The 16,414-nt window shown below is 57.3% G+C and carries 16 protein-coding genes; 7 read left to right on the top strand and 9 right to left on the bottom strand.

The features are described from left to right. Positions 1-6: 6 nt before the first annotated feature. The 3 genes from KUV39_RS18170 to kynU all read right to left on the bottom strand — a co-directional run bounded on the left by KUV39_RS18170 (position 7) and on the right by kynU (position 2,879). Entirely contained in the window at positions 7-429 is a 423-nt protein-coding gene (locus KUV39_RS18170) for a tripartite tricarboxylate transporter TctB family protein (protein WP_222460572.1), read from the bottom strand. Positions 430-491: 62 nt separating this feature from the next. Next, positions 492-1,439, bottom strand: coding sequence for a tripartite tricarboxylate transporter substrate binding protein (locus tag KUV39_RS18165; protein WP_222460571.1), 948 nt, complete (start codon positions 1,437-1,439; stop codon positions 492-494). Positions 1,440-1,628: 189 nt separating this feature from the next. Beyond that, positions 1,629-2,879 (bottom strand): kynureninase, encoded by a 1,251-nt coding sequence (gene kynU / locus KUV39_RS18160; protein ID WP_222460570.1) that lies wholly within the window; start codon positions 2,877-2,879, stop codon positions 1,629-1,631. 108 nt (positions 2,880-2,987) lie between these two features. On the opposite strand from kynU, the gene KUV39_RS18155 reads away from it, so the two are divergent. From KUV39_RS18155 to KUV39_RS18145, 3 genes are all read left to right on the top strand, one after another. Next, complete coding sequence (locus tag KUV39_RS18155) at positions 2,988-3,710, top strand: GntR family transcriptional regulator (RefSeq protein WP_209035554.1); 723 nt, start codon at positions 2,988-2,990, stop codon at positions 3,708-3,710. Between the two features lie 116 nt (positions 3,711-3,826). Then, complete coding sequence (locus tag KUV39_RS18150; RefSeq protein WP_222460569.1) at positions 3,827-5,257, top strand: NAD-dependent succinate-semialdehyde dehydrogenase; 1,431 nt, start codon at positions 3,827-3,829, stop codon at positions 5,255-5,257. A gap of 41 nt (positions 5,258-5,298) precedes the next feature. Beyond that, a complete protein-coding gene (locus KUV39_RS18145; RefSeq protein ID WP_222460568.1) occupies positions 5,299-5,865 on the top strand; it encodes a 3-hydroxyanthranilate 3,4-dioxygenase in 567 nt (188 codons plus the stop codon). Between the two features lie 342 nt (positions 5,866-6,207). On the opposite strand, the gene KUV39_RS18140 is transcribed toward KUV39_RS18145, so the two are convergent. The 3 genes from KUV39_RS18140 to KUV39_RS18130 form a co-directional block, all read right to left on the bottom strand. Beyond that, the gene (locus KUV39_RS18140; protein WP_222460567.1) at positions 6,208-6,417 is read right to left on the bottom strand and encodes a hypothetical protein; all 210 of its coding nucleotides are present in this window, start codon (positions 6,415-6,417) and stop codon (positions 6,208-6,210) included. A 389-nt stretch (positions 6,418-6,806) separates the two neighbouring features. Next, a complete protein-coding gene (locus KUV39_RS18135) occupies positions 6,807-7,214 on the bottom strand; it encodes a hypothetical protein (RefSeq protein ID WP_222460566.1) in 408 nt (135 codons plus the stop codon). 178 nt (positions 7,215-7,392) lie between these two features. Next, positions 7,393-7,872: an MgtC/SapB family protein gene (locus KUV39_RS18130; protein WP_333847474.1), complete on the bottom strand. Its 480-nt coding sequence runs from the start codon at positions 7,870-7,872 to the stop codon at positions 7,393-7,395. Between the two features lie 370 nt (positions 7,873-8,242). Between KUV39_RS18130 and KUV39_RS18125 the strand changes: the two genes are divergently transcribed. Beyond that, positions 8,243-8,971, top strand: coding sequence for a DUF533 domain-containing protein (locus tag KUV39_RS18125; protein WP_222460565.1), 729 nt, complete (start codon positions 8,243-8,245; stop codon positions 8,969-8,971). A 1,061-nt stretch (positions 8,972-10,032) separates the two neighbouring features. On the opposite strand, the gene KUV39_RS18120 is transcribed toward KUV39_RS18125, so the two are convergent. Together KUV39_RS18120 and KUV39_RS18115 are read right to left on the bottom strand one after the other, a co-directional pair. Then, the gene (locus tag KUV39_RS18120) at positions 10,033-10,488 is read right to left on the bottom strand and encodes a CreA family protein (protein ID WP_222460564.1); all 456 of its coding nucleotides are present in this window, start codon (positions 10,486-10,488) and stop codon (positions 10,033-10,035) included. Then, entirely contained in the window at positions 10,485-11,489 is a 1,005-nt protein-coding gene (locus KUV39_RS18115; protein WP_222460563.1) for a phosphatase domain-containing protein, read from the bottom strand. The genes KUV39_RS18120 and KUV39_RS18115 overlap by 4 nt, the downstream gene beginning before the upstream one ends. A 198-nt stretch (positions 11,490-11,687) precedes the next feature. On the opposite strand from KUV39_RS18115, the gene KUV39_RS18110 reads away from it, so the two are divergent. Next, positions 11,688-13,316: a mechanosensitive ion channel family protein gene (locus tag KUV39_RS18110; RefSeq protein WP_222460562.1), complete on the top strand. Its 1,629-nt coding sequence runs from the start codon at positions 11,688-11,690 to the stop codon at positions 13,314-13,316. Between the two features lie 1,092 nt (positions 13,317-14,408). Here KUV39_RS18110 and KUV39_RS18105 read toward each other — a convergent pair. Continuing rightward, entirely contained in the window at positions 14,409-15,314 is a 906-nt protein-coding gene (locus tag KUV39_RS18105) for a LysR family transcriptional regulator (RefSeq protein ID WP_222460561.1), read from the bottom strand. Positions 15,315-15,422: 108 nt separating this feature from the next. Here KUV39_RS18105 and gstA point away from each other — a divergent pair, with 108 nt between their 5' ends. Further along, positions 15,423-16,034 (top strand): glutathione transferase GstA, encoded by a 612-nt coding sequence (gene gstA, locus KUV39_RS18100; RefSeq protein WP_222460560.1) that lies wholly within the window; start codon positions 15,423-15,425, stop codon positions 16,032-16,034. Further along, positions 16,031-16,411, top strand: coding sequence for a nuclear transport factor 2 family protein (locus KUV39_RS18095; RefSeq protein ID WP_222460559.1), 381 nt, complete (start codon positions 16,031-16,033; stop codon positions 16,409-16,411). The genes gstA and KUV39_RS18095 overlap by 4 nt, the downstream gene beginning before the upstream one ends. Positions 16,412-16,414: the final 3 nt, after the last annotated feature.

The raw sequence follows: 16,414 nt of genomic DNA, 5'->3' as shown, positions 1-16,414 counted from the left end.
CCCTCCTCAAGGCAAAAGACGTCCCAGCAGGACTTCGAAAATGGTCCAAATCAGCAACGGTCCCGCAAGGCCGCCTATGGCCAACCACAGCGGTCGGCGCTCCTCCACCAGCCACAGTAGCGTCAGCGCAAGCGCCGGGGCGGCCAAGAGAAACCCGAAGTATTTCATCGCCAGGACACCGGTCAGGGCGATAAAGTAAACACCGGCAGTTTTTGCTGCCTGCCGCAGATCAAGCGCGTATGCTTCCCCGCGCTGGCAGGCCAGCGCGCCACCGAACAGGCCGATCACTGCGGCATAGACGCTGGGCAGAACCTCGGGCGGGATTGAGCCATCGGGGTAGACGTTTTCTGTCTGTGCCGGGATCACACCCCAGATCATCGTCGCAGCAAAAATGACAAAAAAAACACCGGATACGCGTTGCAATGTCATGGTTTTCTCCTGTCGCAAAGCCCCGCGGCCCAAGTTGCGGCCACGGGACTAGGGATGGGGCGTTACTGGGCAAACAGAGCGCCGATGGGGCCCAGTGATTCCTGCATCATCTGCCGTGTACCATCGGGGCCGAGGTTGACCGCAGGAGCGCTGACCGCGTTCTGCACCACGGTTTGCACAGCCTCATCGCCAACGGCTTGGTCCATGGCAGCAGCGAGCGCGGTCTTTACATCGGTGGGTAGACCGCCGGGGGCTGTGATGTAGAAATAGGGAGCAATGAAGAAATCATGGCCGGATTCAATCAACGTCGGCACATCGGGTGCAGAGCTGAGCCGCTTGTCCGACAGGCTGGCGATAGTTTTCATCTGACCGTCTTCGATAAACGGCAGATGTGCGCCTGTGCCGAAGGCTGCATCGACTTGGCCTCCAAGTAGTAGTTTATTCATCTCGGCGCCGCTTTCAGCTTTGACCATTCGGAAACTAACGCCTTCCTGTTGGCCGATCTTTTGCAGGATTGCCTTTGCGTCGGGCGCGTCCCAGGCAATCTTGGCAGAGCCTTCCGTGCGGGCAAATTCCACCAGTTCCTCAATTGAAGAGAACGTCGCATCACTTCCCGCGATCAGTGCGGTTTCTGCCACGGTGACGGTTCCGATGTAGTCAAAGCTGTCCAGTGTAAATGGCACTGAGTCAGGACGCTGACTAAGCGCCATGAGGGGCGGGATGTTCACTGCCATCCCCAGTACCAGCCCGTCGGCTGCTTCATTCACAAGGGCGCTGAGCATGGCGACACCGCCGCCGCCAGGACGGTTTTCCACCACCACATCCCAGCCTGTCTGGCGTTCGATGGTGGCCGCGAGTACCCGACCCATGGTATCGGTCTCGCCCCCGGCGCCAAAGCCAATGCGCAACACAATGGGTTCTTCAGGTGTCCAGGCAGCTAACGCTTGCGGCAGACTGAGGGCCGTTGCAGCTGCGAATGCAGCTGTCTTGAGCAGTTTATTGAGTTTCATGTAGTCCTCCCGTTGGTTTTTAGATCTTTGGCTCTGCAAACTGATGTCGGCCGCGGGGCGCCATTCTGCACCCAATGGGATGCAGAGTTTCAGGCGTAGGGCAGCAAGAGTTACAGGATACGCCGCCAGGGGAGTCCCGTAACTTCAGTGGCTTAGGGGCAGATGCCGTACACGAAGCGCGGCGGTTTGTCAGGTGACGGTGTTGACGACGTTGAAGCGGTCCTCTCTCCACTCCTCGCTCTTCATTACCTCATACAGGTGGTTGGCAGCGTCCCAGACATCGGCAAAACGCAGGTACAATGGCGTGAAGCCGAAGCGCATCACATTGGGTTGACGGAAGTCGCCGATCACGCCGCGCGCAATCAGCGCCTGTACGATCGCATACCCGCCCTCTGCATGGGTCAACGAGACCTGACCGTTGCGTAGCGTACCGTCTTTCGGACTGTAAAAGCCGATGCCGAAGTCATCAGCGAAGCTTTCAACCAGCTGGACGAACAGATCCGACAATTCCCGGCCTTTAGCATAGAGATCGGTGATTTTGACATCGTCAAAAACCGCCAGCCCCGATTGGAGCGCGCGCATGGAAAGGGTGTGCTGCGTGCCGCACAACAGCGCACGGGCGCCTTCACCCTGGCGGTAGCTCTGTTCGAATTTGAAAGGGGCAGCATGGCCATGCCAGCCGGAGAGCGGCTGGGTGAACTTGCCGTGATGGCGCTTGGCTGCATAGGCATAGGCGGGTGAACCTGGCCCGCCGTTGAGGTATTTGTAGGTACAGCCGACCGCGAAATCGACATTCAGATCGTGCAGATCGACCGGGATCACTCCGGCAGAATGGCACATGTCCACCATCACCAATGCGCCGCGTTCATGCGCCAGCTTGGTCAACGCCTTTACGTCGCGGATCACGCCAGAGCGATAATCCACGTGGTTCAGCATCACCACTGCGGTGTCGGCGTCGATCATATCCTCGATACGGTCCCCGTCTCGTCCCTCCAGCGCCAGCGTTGCGCCTTCCAGCGTCGATTGTACGCCCTCGGCCATATAGAGGTTGGTCGGAAACGAGGTGCCCTCGGCCACGATCTTGCGGCGGCCGGGCTGCATCGACAGCGCTGCGTGCAGAGTTTTGTAGATGTTGAGCGAGGTGGTGTCGCAAACCACGATCTCGCCCTCGCCGGCGCCCAGCATCTGAGCAAGACGATTCCCCAGCGTGTCGGTCAGCATAAACCAGCCGGCGGTGTTGTGGCTGCGGATCAGCCCCTTGGCCCATTCTTCGCGCATGGTGCGGTCGATGCTGTCGAACACCGATTTCGGCGCCGGGCCCAGCGAGTTACCGTCTAGGTAGATGGTGCCTTCCTCAATGAAGAACTCGTTGCGTTTGTGTGCCAGCGGATCTTTCCTGTCGAGAGCTTCAGCTGCGTCGCGGGTGGGGGTGAGGGCCATTGGCTTTCCTTCTCGGGCTGGGTGTGCGACTGATAAAAACAAAGTGAACACTTAGAATCGTATATTATTTGATTTATCGTATACGATTATTTCTCTGGAGGTCAATCAATGGATTTGCCCGCGTCGTCAAAATCGGAAATGGCCTATCAATTCCTTCTCAAGCAGTTGATTGAGGCGAAAATTCCGCCAGAGGCACCGCTTCGGATCCCGTCATTGGGAAAAGATAGCGGCCTGGGGGTGACGCCGATGCGCGAGGCGTTGCGGCGACTGGAGAGTGAACGATTCGTGGTGATGGAGAACAACCGCGGCTTCCGTGCAGCAGCCGTGACCCAAGCAGAGCTGATGGACTTGGAGGGCTGCCGTCTGGTGATCGAAACCGCCCTGCTGCGCGAGGCGATTGCGCATGGTGATGATGTCTGGGAGGCAGAGATCCTATCCAGCCACCATCTGCTGGCCAAAGCGGTCGAGCCGGCGGAGACAAGCAACCTTGATGACTTGCGGTTGTGGTCGGACAGGCACCGTGGTTTCCATAGGGCGCTGTTGGTGGCGTCGCGCTCACAATGGCTGAATTTGTTCTACGATCAGATATCCAACCATCTGGACCGACATTTCTTCAGCATGTTCACAGGCGACAACCGCAGTAAGTTCCTAAGGAGTCCGGAATTGATCTCTCACAGCCGGGCCGCCCTTGGCATTACGCACCACACCAAGTTGATGGAGGCGGTATTGGCGCGCGACGAGGATCGGGCCGTGCGCCTGCTGGAAGAGCACGCGGGCTTCACCCGTCGTTTCTTTGACCGGGTGGAAGACCAGAGCGAAAGCAGCCCGTAGACCGATGAGCGGATTGGCTATCAGGAAACAGCATATCTGCTTTCCCGGATATCAGTTGAACGCTTGTGCCAGGCCTGCGCCTAATCGGGTCGTTCAATTCCAGGAGGCGCAGGCACATGTATCCCGATCTCAACCTCTTTATCGATGGCCAATGGCGGAAGACGGAGCGCAGTATCGCTGTCGTTAACCCGGCTAGCGAAGAAGAACTGGGGCAGCTGCCCTGCGCCGGTCGCGCGGATCTGGAGGATGCGCTGGCGGCGGCGGAGCAGGGGCTGGCGATCTGGAGCCGCACCGCACCGCGTGAGCGTGCGGATATCATCCTGAGGGCCGCCGCGCTGATGCGCGAGCGGCAGGAAGAAATTGCCCAGACCATCACAGCCGAACACGGTAAGCCGCTTGCGCAGGCTCGGCTGGAGGTTATCCGTGGCGCTGAGTTCTTTGAATGGGATGCAGGTGAGGCAATGCGCACCTATGGGCGCGTCATTCCCGCGGCGGCGGGCTCAAAACTGTCAGTCCACCATCATCCGGTCGGGGTGGTTGCTGCGTTCTCGCCCTGGAACTTCCCGATGAGCCAGCCTGCTCGCAAAGTTGCGGGGGCGCTCGCATCTGGCTGTTCGATTATTCTGAAGGCGGCCGAGGAAACGCCCGGCGGTGCGGTGCATATCGTGCGTGCGTTTAAGGATGCGGGCCTGCCGGCCGGTGTGCTGAATCTGGTGTTTGGGGTGCCTTCAGAAATCTCCGAATATCTGATCCCACAGCCGGCGGTAAAGCTCGTGGCTCTGACCGGTTCCACAGCCGTAGGGCGCCAGCTGACAAGTCTTGCTGCCAAGCACGACACCCGCGCGCTGATGGAACTGGGCGGTCATGCGCCCGTCATCGTCTGTGAAGATGCGGATGTAAAAAAGGCGGCGGTAAGTGGTGCCATCCGTAAGATGCGCAATACCGGTCAGGTTTGCACCTCGCCGACGCGTTTTTTTGTTCATCACAGCATTTTTGAGGAGTTCAAGGCCCACTTCACCGAACGCGCCGCCGCAACCGTCGTTGGAAACGGCACGGAGCCGGGCGTTGAGATGGGACCAACCGCCAACGAGCGCCGGATTCCGGTATTGACTGCGCTGGTCGAGGATGCTGTCGCCAAGGGCGCCGAGCTTCTGACCGGCGGTGCACGGCTAGGCGAGCGGGGCTATTTCTTCCAGCCTACTGTGCTGGCGAATGTCCCGCCTGAGGCACGGATCATGCAGGAGGAGCCTTTTGGGCCGATTGCGGTGCTGAACCCGGTGGAAGATCTGGATGCAGCCATCGCCGCCGCAAATGCGGTGCCCTATGGGCTGGCGGGCTATGGCATGACAAACCGGGCCGACTACATCGACCGGATGATCGACGAAGTTGAGGTCGGGAACCTTTCGATCAACACGCTGGAGGCCTCTCTACCAGAAACCCCCTTTGGCGGGGTCAAAGCAAGCGGCCATGGCCGCGAAGGTGGGGCAGAAGGCTTGGACAGCTATTTGACTGTCAAGAACGTCTGGCATTCCCGCAGCATCGCCTGAACCGCGCACAAGGCAAAAGTTACAGCCCAAAGGAGATCAAAATGTCCAATCATCCCACTCTGAAGCCGTTCAATTTTCAAAAGTGGCTGGCCGAGAACGCGGACAAGCTGAAACCACCGGTTGGCAATCAGCTGCTGCACAAGGACGGCGACGGCATGATTGTCATGGTGGTCGGCGGCCCCAACACCCGCTGCGATTTCCATGATGATCCGGTGGAGGAATGGTTCTTTCAACAGAAGGGCGACATGATGATCAAAATCGCGGATGGCGGTAAGATCTACGATGTGCCGGTGCGAGAGGGTGAGGTATTCATGTTGCCGCCGCATGTGCGCCACGCGCCACAACGCCCGCAGGAGGGCTCAATCGGCATCGTCGTCGAGGCGCCGCGCCAGCCCGGTATGAAAGAGGGCTTCGAGTGGTTTTGCTTTAACTGCGAGGCGCTGGTTCATCGGGAAGAGGTCACGCTGGATGGGACCGACGGTATTGTCTCGGCGTTGCCCAAAATTTACGAGGAATTCCACTCCAACATCGAGGCGCGCACTTGCAAAAATTGTGGTGAGCTCCACCCAGGCAAGGGCAAGCCACCGGAGGGATGGGTAAAGCTTTGATTTGATCCCAGCATGGGATCGTTGGCAACTCAGACTGCGCGGCGACGCCCACGGCGCGCGCAGTCGGCAAGCTTGGCTTTCAATATGTTGCGGTGAAGGGCGGGGTGAAGGTGAGACTATCCATGCAAGCCCGGCTCCTCCTCCGTCTTGCGAAGGCTTCGTTTAAGTCTTCGCAAGACATCGACGGGGAGGTCTGGCAGCTCTTTCAAAGAACTCTCAGAGATCGTCGCGAGACTGCAGGCCGAAACCTCAGGTGATCAATCTCGGAGAGAGGCACGTTGCCACTTTTGCCAACGATGAGGAGCAGCGCAGGCTAACATCTGCGCTGCCGGTTGGTTGTGGTCAGTCGGTGTTGACCAGATCCTTCAGCTCATCTGCAATTTGCGTATCGGCGTCGGTTTTGTCTACTTGGTCAGCCAGATCCCCCTTCAGCGCGCCCTCTGCGTCCGCGTGGGCGGGATCGCCGTTTTCACCCGCTCGGTTTTTCAAAGGTATATGCTGTTCAGATCCATTCAGATCATATAGCTGCTCTTTCGGTTCGAACTTTGTCATGGAATCTGCTCCTGTTCTGCGCAGCTAAATCGGCAATCCCCGATTCAGCCGCGTTTGATTGGTATATAAGGAGAACAGCCGACGCGGCAGAAGGTTCCTGCCGCCCGCCAATCGAATCCGACTTAAGCATCTTTTCCCACGGTTCGCGCAATTTGGTCGATCATAAAGCATAGTCGGATTGGCGATTAGGGGCGACAGATCTGATCGGAACGGAGGTCGGGCAACAGGGAAAACAGCAAAACGACAAGGGAACTCGCGGTTCGTTGGGTTATCGCCTTTCTGGCCCCGTATGTCCGCACTCCGGTAGGCCCCATGCCAGTCCCATTGCAATATTCGAATGGTGGCACCCAAGCGGGGCGATTGGGTTCGATCCCGCGGTGTAAAGCGATTCACTGTCCTACTGCGGCCAACGCATTGTCCAATGCCACATGTCGCAGCTGCGCAGGACGGGCGGGCTGATCCAGCTTGACCGCCGCTTCCGGAGTAAAACCCGCTCGGAACACTTCTACCCAGACCTGAGATGGTCTCAATTCAATTGGGCCAAGCGTCAAGTTATCGCCCACCGCGTAGATCTCAACCCAAGACCCGTAGTCTGCATCATCACGCTCGACCGTGTTCCACTCAAGCACGGGGCCAAACTGTGGTATTCGCAGCATCCAATGGCGCTGAAGGGTTTCGGATCCACGGATTTTCTCGAAAGCCTCTGGGAGGCCGAGATTGCAGAGGCCGAAAGTCAAAGTGTCAAAAACACGCCATTCGTGAAGCTCACGAAGGTAGTGAAAAAAGAGATGCCGCACGTGTGCCCCCAGAACTGTGTGTTTTGTTTCCTACGGGAACGCGAGAGCGGCGAGATCGTTCCAAGCGATGCAAGTTTTTCTAAGCGAAACTTGGGACTAGCAATAAGATACGTAACTGGCACTGCGGTCTTTGATCAGAAAATCATGACCCGCACGCCTGCCAAGTTCGTCTTATGGTTTACCCGTCAGGGCGGTCATCAGCGCCGCGGTTTTCCATAAAGCGGCTGGCAGCAAGAAGGGACGCAGCAAGCATCGCACATGTGATTGAAAACAATCCAAATCCTGCACCCGCAGCAAGGCCCAATGCCCCCGCGACCCATAGGCTTGCGGCCGTTGCCATGCCACCGACTCTCTCATCACCTTGGATGATGGCGCCAGCACCCAGAAAACCTAATCCGCCGATCAGTCCTTGGATCACGCGCGTTGGATCTCCGGCAAGTTCGATTTTTCCAACGCTCAACGACATTTCGACAGCCGCAATCGTGAAGATCGCCGAGCCGAGTGAGACCATCATGTATGTTCGGATACCTACGCGGCGCCTGCGTACCTCACGGTCCAATCCCAGAACAGCCCCAGAAGCGAGCGCTAATATCAACTTTAGAAACCAACCAGGTTGAGCGAGCCCAAAATCGATCCACTGATGAAACAGTTCGTCCACTGCTTGCTCCTTTCTCGGGGGCAATGAGTTTACTATGAGAAGGATCTTGGTACTGCGTTCGTTCTTTGTGAAGGCTTTTCGCGATTGCGGCCGACTTGGCTATCTGCCGACGGCCGTTGGAAACCTTGTTAAGCTTACACTGATTAAGCCTGATCGCTGATGGTCGCCCCGGGCTATAGGACGTGGTCTCATTCCTGAGGTCATCAGGCTTGAGGGCAGCATCGCGCAGCAGCAGCGCAATGCGTTTCGAGAGATTGCTGTCATGTGAAGTAGGCGGAACATTCGGTTTAACTGCGTAGTTAACCCTCCGAAGGCACTTGTAGCCAGCATCGGTTTCCGATGCGTATCAATTAAGAGAAGGATCTAACGCATGTCTGTCAAACGCATGGTGACCAAGCTCGCCCTGGCTTTTGCCGCCAAAAAGGGGATGGAGGTATTTCGTGGTGCCGGGGGGATGTCCGGCATCCGTGACATGCTCGCTGGAAACGCATCTCCGGAAACACAGCGAGGGGGTATGCTTGGACGGATCGGAGGTACCCGAACGTCTGACAGCGGAGGGTTGGGGAACATCCTGTCCAGCCTTGGGCGTGCAGGCAGTGCGGGGGGGAGCGAGGCCGGTATGACGGGCCAAATCAGCCCGATCAACCAGTCGTTGGGAAATCTGTTTGGTTCGCTGGCTTCCGCATTTGACGAGCGCAAAAGCCCCGCTTCGGTAAGTGACGCGCTGAATTCTGAATTTGACATGACCGACATTCAAAGCGACGCTGAAGCCAAAACGATCATACGCGCGATGGTTCAGATGGCCCAAGCTGACGGCCATATTGATGACGCAGAGAAATCAGCCTTATTTGACATCATGCATGACGCCTCTCCGCAGGATCAGGCGATACTGCAAGAAGCACTCAGCGAACCGGTCAATCCGAAGGCAATTGCCGCGGACACGCCGCAGCACGCTCGGAAAGAGGTTTACGCAGCCGCTCTTCTGATCGGCAATCCTGACCAACCTCAGGAAAAGGCGTTTCTGCAATCGCTTGCCAGTGCATTGGAGCTAACAACCCGTGATGTGGAGGCTCTCCACACTGCCGTCGGCAAGTCGTAACTTGCTTAAGGGATTGCCCAGTCAAAAAGAGGATATGACCGGCGACAGGCGTCAATCCCGGGCCTGCAGCTTAGGTTCAGGAACCTTTGGTTTCTTTCGATCTGCCTAATGCACAGTTCGAAACGCGAGCGGTCGGCATGCCTAATCTCTTCTGGATGAGCGACGCACCGAGCGTGCGTACGTAACCCAGGCAGAAGGTAATGGCAGACCGCCGTCCGCTGTAACAAGGGTCGCAACCGGATTGAGTTCATGTTCGGGAGGCTGAAAGGCTAGAGACAGTGGCGACACAGCGCGGCTGGTGCGCGGACGTTTTCCTTCTTGGAAACGTTCCTGCGGCTCTCGTCGTCTACCAGTTGTGGGTCTTTAGCCTAAAAGGATTCCGGTCATCTCATCAGACGTTTTCAGCTTAATTAGGACGTCAAGCGAAAGGGGCTTCGGTTGCGGGATGGTGCGAATCCGCAGTCATCGTTCTGGTTGCGAACACCCACGCGATCTACAGCGCCTTCACCCTGGCTGCACGCAACGGCGCCGAGAACCCTTGGATCTCGTCGATTTTATACCGCGGGGGTTCGGTCCCATCGGCCAGGTGACCCAGGTCTAAATCGTCCGCGAGAAACGTAGTTCGGACCGCTGAAACAGCTGTTGGGCGGCGAGACCTTTGGTCTCGCCAGGTCGGCTGCCGTGATCGGAGGCCGCATTGGGTACTGAGATGCGGACGCGGACCGCGATGGTGTCGTCGTCGATGCCTCCTTGGTCTGCCGGTTTTTGTGTCTCCACTCTGCCGCGCCGCTGGTCGGCCAGTCATTTCTTCAACTCACGGAAAATTGGCACGCGGGATTGCCCGGTATGGTTATACGCGGCTCAGGTCTTCTTTTCCCGTTTCCCCCCACATCTATCAATCACAGATATGAACGCGGTCCCAACTTCGTTGCCACGGCTTGGCTTCTCAGCAGTGCAAACGCTTTGAATAAGGTGTCGGAGAAGGCCCAACACAAAGCGATGTTCGTTCATGACAGCTGGGAGAAGTTCGTCAGTGTCATTTCACAATTTGGGTTTCGCTCTTACTGTGAAGACAGCACAACAGTTGAGATTGCCATTTTGGCAGAACCGTCTTGCAGGTTTTGCCCATGCGAGATGTAAATCAGCGCTTGCCGAGCCTCATCAAACACGCGGGTAACTTTTAGCGACTTTAAGACGATCGAACGACGCTCCGAAAATACAGCTTCTCCCCCGCTGCCGCGTGGAATGTCGGCAACATCGACTTGCCCGGTCTGTTGACAAGAGATCGCTGAGTTCGAGGGGTCTTCGAACCAGTTTCCTTTTTGCAGTCGATCGATAACACCGCGCTCGAAGTAAGAGACGAAACAGGTAACCCCCGGAACCTTCGGGTCTTCGAATGCTTCGATGATGATGTCGTTGCCAATCCAATCAACATCCACTTCACCGATTTGCTCCGCCTGACCAATGGACGCCAATGGGACGATGCACGCTGCTGCTATTTTTCGAAACCAACTCATGTCTCACCTTTTCTTATTAAAGATTTCAGTTCGGGTAGAAAGTCGCGGAAATCGAGGCCTGAGAATACCGGGACCCCCGTCTCGCGCAGGGCCTTCAAATTCTGAGCGTCTTCCTCGTCCAGCCCGTCACCGGTGGTGCGCAGGACCACCGCCCTTACCCGTCCTGGATGGCGGAGAACCGCGTCTCTGTAGATTCGCGCATCCTCTTGCCCGCTGTCGCCGCACAGGATGGCAGGGAGCTGCGGATTGGCATGCATTAGAATATCAATGCTATCTCCCTTGTGGGAGCCGTGGCCGCTGGTGATAAACTTGGTCTCATCCACCCCAAGATCACGTAGAAACATCGGACCAGAGGGCAGCTTTGATTTGTGAAATAAGTCGTTAAGGAAGGAATGAAGATTCCAAGGGGACGAGCTGACGTAGTAAATCGGCAACTGGTATGTTTCCTGCAGCTGAGCGTAGACCTCAATCGCGTCTTTGTGCATTTCTCGTGTATTCACGTTGCCCGAAAAGGTGGTCCAAAGATTGCTGATTAGCGACCAAGCCCGTGTCCGTAACACCGTGTCGTCAATATCACTGATCAGCATCGCTGGTGCATCTGGGTGCGGTACCAAGGCTGGGCACGGGGTGGCCAAGCCGTTGGGCAAAAAGACGTCTTCGTAATGCCAGCCGGGGGCAGGACGAAAGGGTAGGGTAAGTTGAAAATAACCCTCCTCATCCGTGCGACCCACCACATCGCCAGCGCGCACAGCAACGTCCGCAACTTCGCTTGTGACGAACCTCTGCGCGGACCGCATGATGTTTTGCAACACTGTGTTTGTCCTGTCGGCGTCAAACCTTCGCTTTTCAGCAAGCGCGCGGCCGCGCAAAACCAACGTGTCAGCCGTTGCATATCCAATATGGGGTTCGATGCATTTTGCCTGGCGGGGTTCAGAAAAAGGGCGTTGTGAAAATAGCTGTTCCAAGCGCAAAGTTACTTTTTGAAGAATAGATCTCAGCATGCTCGCTCCTTTGTCCCCAAGATTCTCCGCGCCCGTTACCCGCTACTAGACAAATGCACAGCGCCCGGCCGAGGTTCCATCGGACTGCAGGGCCCTAACGACACCACGCATTCGGGTGGGGGAAAATGAACCTTTCTAGCTATCATGCGTTGGGCAGTTATGAGGGTCCTTCTAAAAATCATAGTATCAGTATGGAGTATGGTCGCAGCGCAGGCTGTTTATGCCCAGACGACTAACCGTTCGTGCCCGGATGGCCCTTGGTATTGCGTTGTTGAGCTCAATCCCGGATTGGAGGTCGCCCCCGGCTTCATTGATCGGACCACGCCCCGCGCGACGATGGAAAGTCTGGTTGCCACCGCGCGACGCAAAGACTGGGCTGCCGCGGCGCATTTGCTTGACCTTTCAGGTGTGTCAACCGACGCTCAGGCTGAGGCCGGCCCCGAACTCGCAAAACAGCTTGAAGCTGTGATCACACGAAAAGCTGTGATCGACTGGGATACGCTGATTGACCGACCCGATGCCTTGGAAGCCAATACATCCTCGGATGAAGTCATGGCAGGAAAGCCGCGCAAATCCCTGCTCCTTTGGACACTAGATCTGGACCGGAACCCAGTTTCGATCCGTTTGAACCGCGTAGCGGCTCCGAACCAGGATCCTATCTGGGTGTTCTCATCCCAAACCGTGGGAGACATTCCCGCACTTTATGCCAAGTACAGCCCAGGCTGGATTGAGAAGCAGCTGCCAGACGCACTCAAAAAATCAGTCCTTGCCGGGTTTATGTGGTGGGAACTGCTCGTCCTACCGATTCTGATCTGCGTAGTCACGCTGTCAGGCATGCTGACGTGGCGAGGCCTTAGCTCGATCGCCGCGCGGGTCCCAGAATCGTTCTTCAGGAGAATCGTCAGGGGCATTCGTGGTCCTGCTGCAACCGGCGTTGCAACGGGTATTGCGCTGCCATTGGGGGCAAATATCTTTGTCTTTTCCGGTCACATTACGGCCATACTCACGCCGATCGCGTGGTTCGGACTACTCATCTCTTCCGTCTGGCTTGTTATCCGTGTCATCGAAATCATTTTAGACCGGCTGTTGGATTTCGAAAATACCGACCTCAGCCTCAGGAAAGAAGCGGAAAACCGCGCGGTGGCCACGCGAGTGGCTGCTGCACGGCGTATTTTTATCGTCGTAGCAGTTCTCATCGGCGGGGGAATTTTCCTGTCCCAGACCAATACTTTCCGTAATCTTGGCCTGTCCCTACTTGGTACTGCTGGGGCGTTGACCATTGTTCTCGGTTTCGCCGCGCGTCGAGTGCTTGGCAATATCATGGCGTCGCTACAGATCGCATTAAACCAATCCGCCCGCATAGGGGACCGGATCGTGTTCAACGACTATCTCTGCCACGTTGAACGGATCAACTTTACGTACGTTCAATTGCGAGACTGGGATGGGACGCGACTGATCGTTCCGGTGGAGGAATTTACTTCAACACCGTTTGAAAACTGGTCGATGAAAGAGCCACAGATGCTGCGCATCATCAAACTGAAAGTCGCCCATGAGGCTAATGTGGAGCTCCTACGGGAGGCGTTTAAAGACATCGTTGGGGACCTCGACCAGAGTGAGCTGGGTGATCTCGATAAGCTCAAGGTCCGTGTGGCTGGACAGGATGTATTCGGTAAAGACGTTTGGTTTGCCTTGCCTTGCGCGGATCCCAACTCTTCTTGGGACATCGCCTGTATAGCCCGCGAGCGCCTGATCGCAGCCGGTAGCAAGATTGGCCAAGATCAAGACACGGTCATCTTTCCCGACACCCAACCCGCAGAGGCCCCTTGATGCCTAATAAGAAATTCAGTCGCGAAGTCTTGTGACGTATCGCTACTCAATGATCGGTTTGTACACCTACTGAACATATACGTAAACTTGGGCTGAGGACTTCGGAAACGGAGCCATATCAGTTGAGTATCTCTTGAGCAGTCCGATTAATCCGCCAAGGCGGCTTCCTTCAGTTGAGTTTGCCAGTCTCCGCTTTCTGGCTGTTTTCCGCTGGGGTTCGTTCGGTGCATGTTTCGGTGCGGGGTCAGCGCGGCGACTGCCAACATTGTGAGGGTTTGATGTAGATCTGATCTGATTATCTGACAGGCGTACTTGATTTCCGTCGGCGACAGTTCTGACCCGGCCTCACCAAGGCCACATCCCAGCGGGACCTCGACAGTCTGCGATCAGCTGGGCAATTTTATATCCATGTACACGGCTAAGCCTTGAGATTGGAAAGTGGTTACATTTATGATCGACAATATAACATAACCATAATTATTTATACTTTTTATTTCGGTAGTTGGGGACCTATCACAGACGGTTCTGTAACATGCGCCATTCAGTCACGAAGCTCCTCCGCTTGGTGGCAGTCGCTTTTACCGAGACAGGTCATTCGCTGTCGGCACCCGCCCGCGCCCGGACATGCCCGATTGACTGCGCGAGCCTTTTGCATCCGTCCGGCGGCTGGCCTGCATTCGTCCGGTGCGCCCGGTTCCCGCCGAATTCTTTCGCCAGGGCAAGCCTTGGACGGAAAAACCGCGCGTGCAAATCTGGCGCCATCACATCTGCGCCTCGTATGAGATCCATCAGTCATCAAACAACGCTGGTCGCATCTTTCAAGCCTTGAATCGATCCAACAACAGCAAAGCTCTTCAATCCTCGCTAGTCGACGATCTCCCTCCTACTGCCTAGAAAATCGAGTTGGTTTAGGACCGCGCGGACATCGATATCAGCGGACCTGAGTTCAACTTCATACGGTCCATCCGCGTCTATGATGTTCGCTATGCCCGCCAGTATCAAGCTGGCAGCAAAGGAAACTGTGAACGTGGTGCGAGCGTCGGGAACTTGGGCGGGATTCCAGTCCTTCGCTGCAGCGAACACGAATGACAGCTATCCTACACAATTCCTGCTCGACACCGGCTTGGCAGTCCCGATTTTGCTCCAAAGGTCATCAGCGACGACGCCAATTGCCTGGTCCCTGCGTCTCATCTTGAAGATCATGGTCCGGCGAAGCGGGAACCCTTCCAGGTTTAGGGAAAGCAGAGCCCCGGACCGCCGCTCCTCCACCGTCATGTGATCGGGCAAGCCGCCCCAGCCGAGGCCCGCAAGGATCACCTGTTTCTTGGCTGCGAGGTCTGAAACTGTCCATTTGAGCCCGCCTGGCAGCAAGTCGCGGCTCTGCTCATGGGCCGCACCGCCAGTCCCGGCCGCGACCACCTGCACATGGCTTTGCATTTCGGATGCCGACAAGGCGCGGGACCCGGCGGGCAAGCCCATGCCTGGGCTTGCCACCGGCCGGATCGTGACCTCAGCGACCGGCTCCGCCTCCACATCGTCCAAGGGCACGCCGTCCAGGGAGGCCAGCGCGATATCCGCCTTGCCCTCCATCAGCCGCGCAATCGGTCCGCCCATCATCTCCATCCGCAGTCGCAGGTGGGTCGCCGGGTGGCACCGCCCGGTGTCGGCAAGGACAGGCAGCAAGGGGGCCAGATCCATCGTCGCGCTGACAGCCACGGTCAGCTCCGGTTCTTCCCGGGCGCGCAGCCGGGCCGCGGTGGATCTCAGCCCCTGCATCTGCCGCAGCACCCGCGACGCCTCGCGGTAGAAGATTTCACCTGCCGGAGTGAGCGCCGGGCGGTAGGCCTCGCGGCTGAACAGCTCCAGCTCCAACTCTTCCTCCAGCTGGCGGATGGTGTGACTGACGGCGGACTGCGATTTGTGCAACCGCTCCGCCGCGCCGCGGAAGGTGCCGGTTGAGACAATCGCCTCCAGGGCAAGGAGCTGGTCGTGTTTCATCGGCCCTCAACATGATTTGGTTTTCTAATCGTTATGCTGAGAACACAATATTATCAATAGATCATTCCGGGCGGTAATCAGAGGGCATCACCGACACAGGAGACTGTCATGAAACTTTACTACAAACCCGGCGCCTGCCCGATGGCCAGCCACATCGCCCTGTATGAAACCGGCCGCCCGTTTGAAATCGAGGCTGTCGATACCGCGGCAGGCCGGACCGAAGGCGGCGCCGATTACCGTGCAATCAACCCCAAGGGCTACGTTCCGGCCCTTGGACTGGAGGACGGCGGCATCCTGACCGAAGGCCCGGCCATTTTGCAGTATATCGCCGACAGCCACCCGGAAGCAGAGCTGGCCCCGGCGGCAGGCACCCTGGCGCGGGCCCGGATGCAGGAACAGCTCAACTGGATCGGGACCGAGCTGCACAAGGCTTTTGGCCCGCTGTTCCGCAACGGCACGTCCGAGGCTGGCGAGGACGCTGCGCGCACCGCGGTTGCAGGCAAGTTCGATCTGATCGAGGCGCAGCTTGCGGATGGCCGCGAATGGCTGGTTGAGGATAAGTTCTCGGTGGCGGATGCCTATTTGTTCGTGGTTTCGAACTGGGCCAATTTCACCGGCATCAATCTCTCTGGCTGGCCCAATCTGGCCGCCTTTGTAAGCCGCAGCGCCAATCGCCCGTCCGCCCAGGCCGCAATGCGCGCAGAGGGGCTGATCCAATGACGCCTGCCGATCACAAGGTGGTCGGCGCACTGATGGAGGCCTATTTCGAGGGTCTCCATCACGCCGACAGCACCATGCTGCGCAAGGTCTTTCACCCGCAGCTGGCTTATGTCTGCGCCACTGAGGATGATGAGCTTTATCTGGATCTGGAAACCTACATGGCCCGCGTCGACGGACGCGAGCCGCCGGCCGAACGCGGCGACCCGCGCGAGGAGGAGATCCTGGAGATCGCCTTTGCCAGCGACCGGCTGGCCCATGTCAGCGCCCGGATGACCATGATGGGCCGGGACTTCCACGACCTGCTGACCCTTGTCCGCCACGGTTCCGAGTGGCGCATCGTTGCCAAAGTCTTCTCCTATGTTCCGCGAAAGGACTAACCG

It is taken from the genome of Phaeobacter italicus, from assembly GCF_019801785.1.
GTDB classification, from domain to species: domain Bacteria; phylum Pseudomonadota; class Alphaproteobacteria; order Rhodobacterales; family Rhodobacteraceae; genus Phaeobacter; species Phaeobacter italicus.
This window is presented reverse-complemented; position numbering and strand designations above follow the sequence as displayed.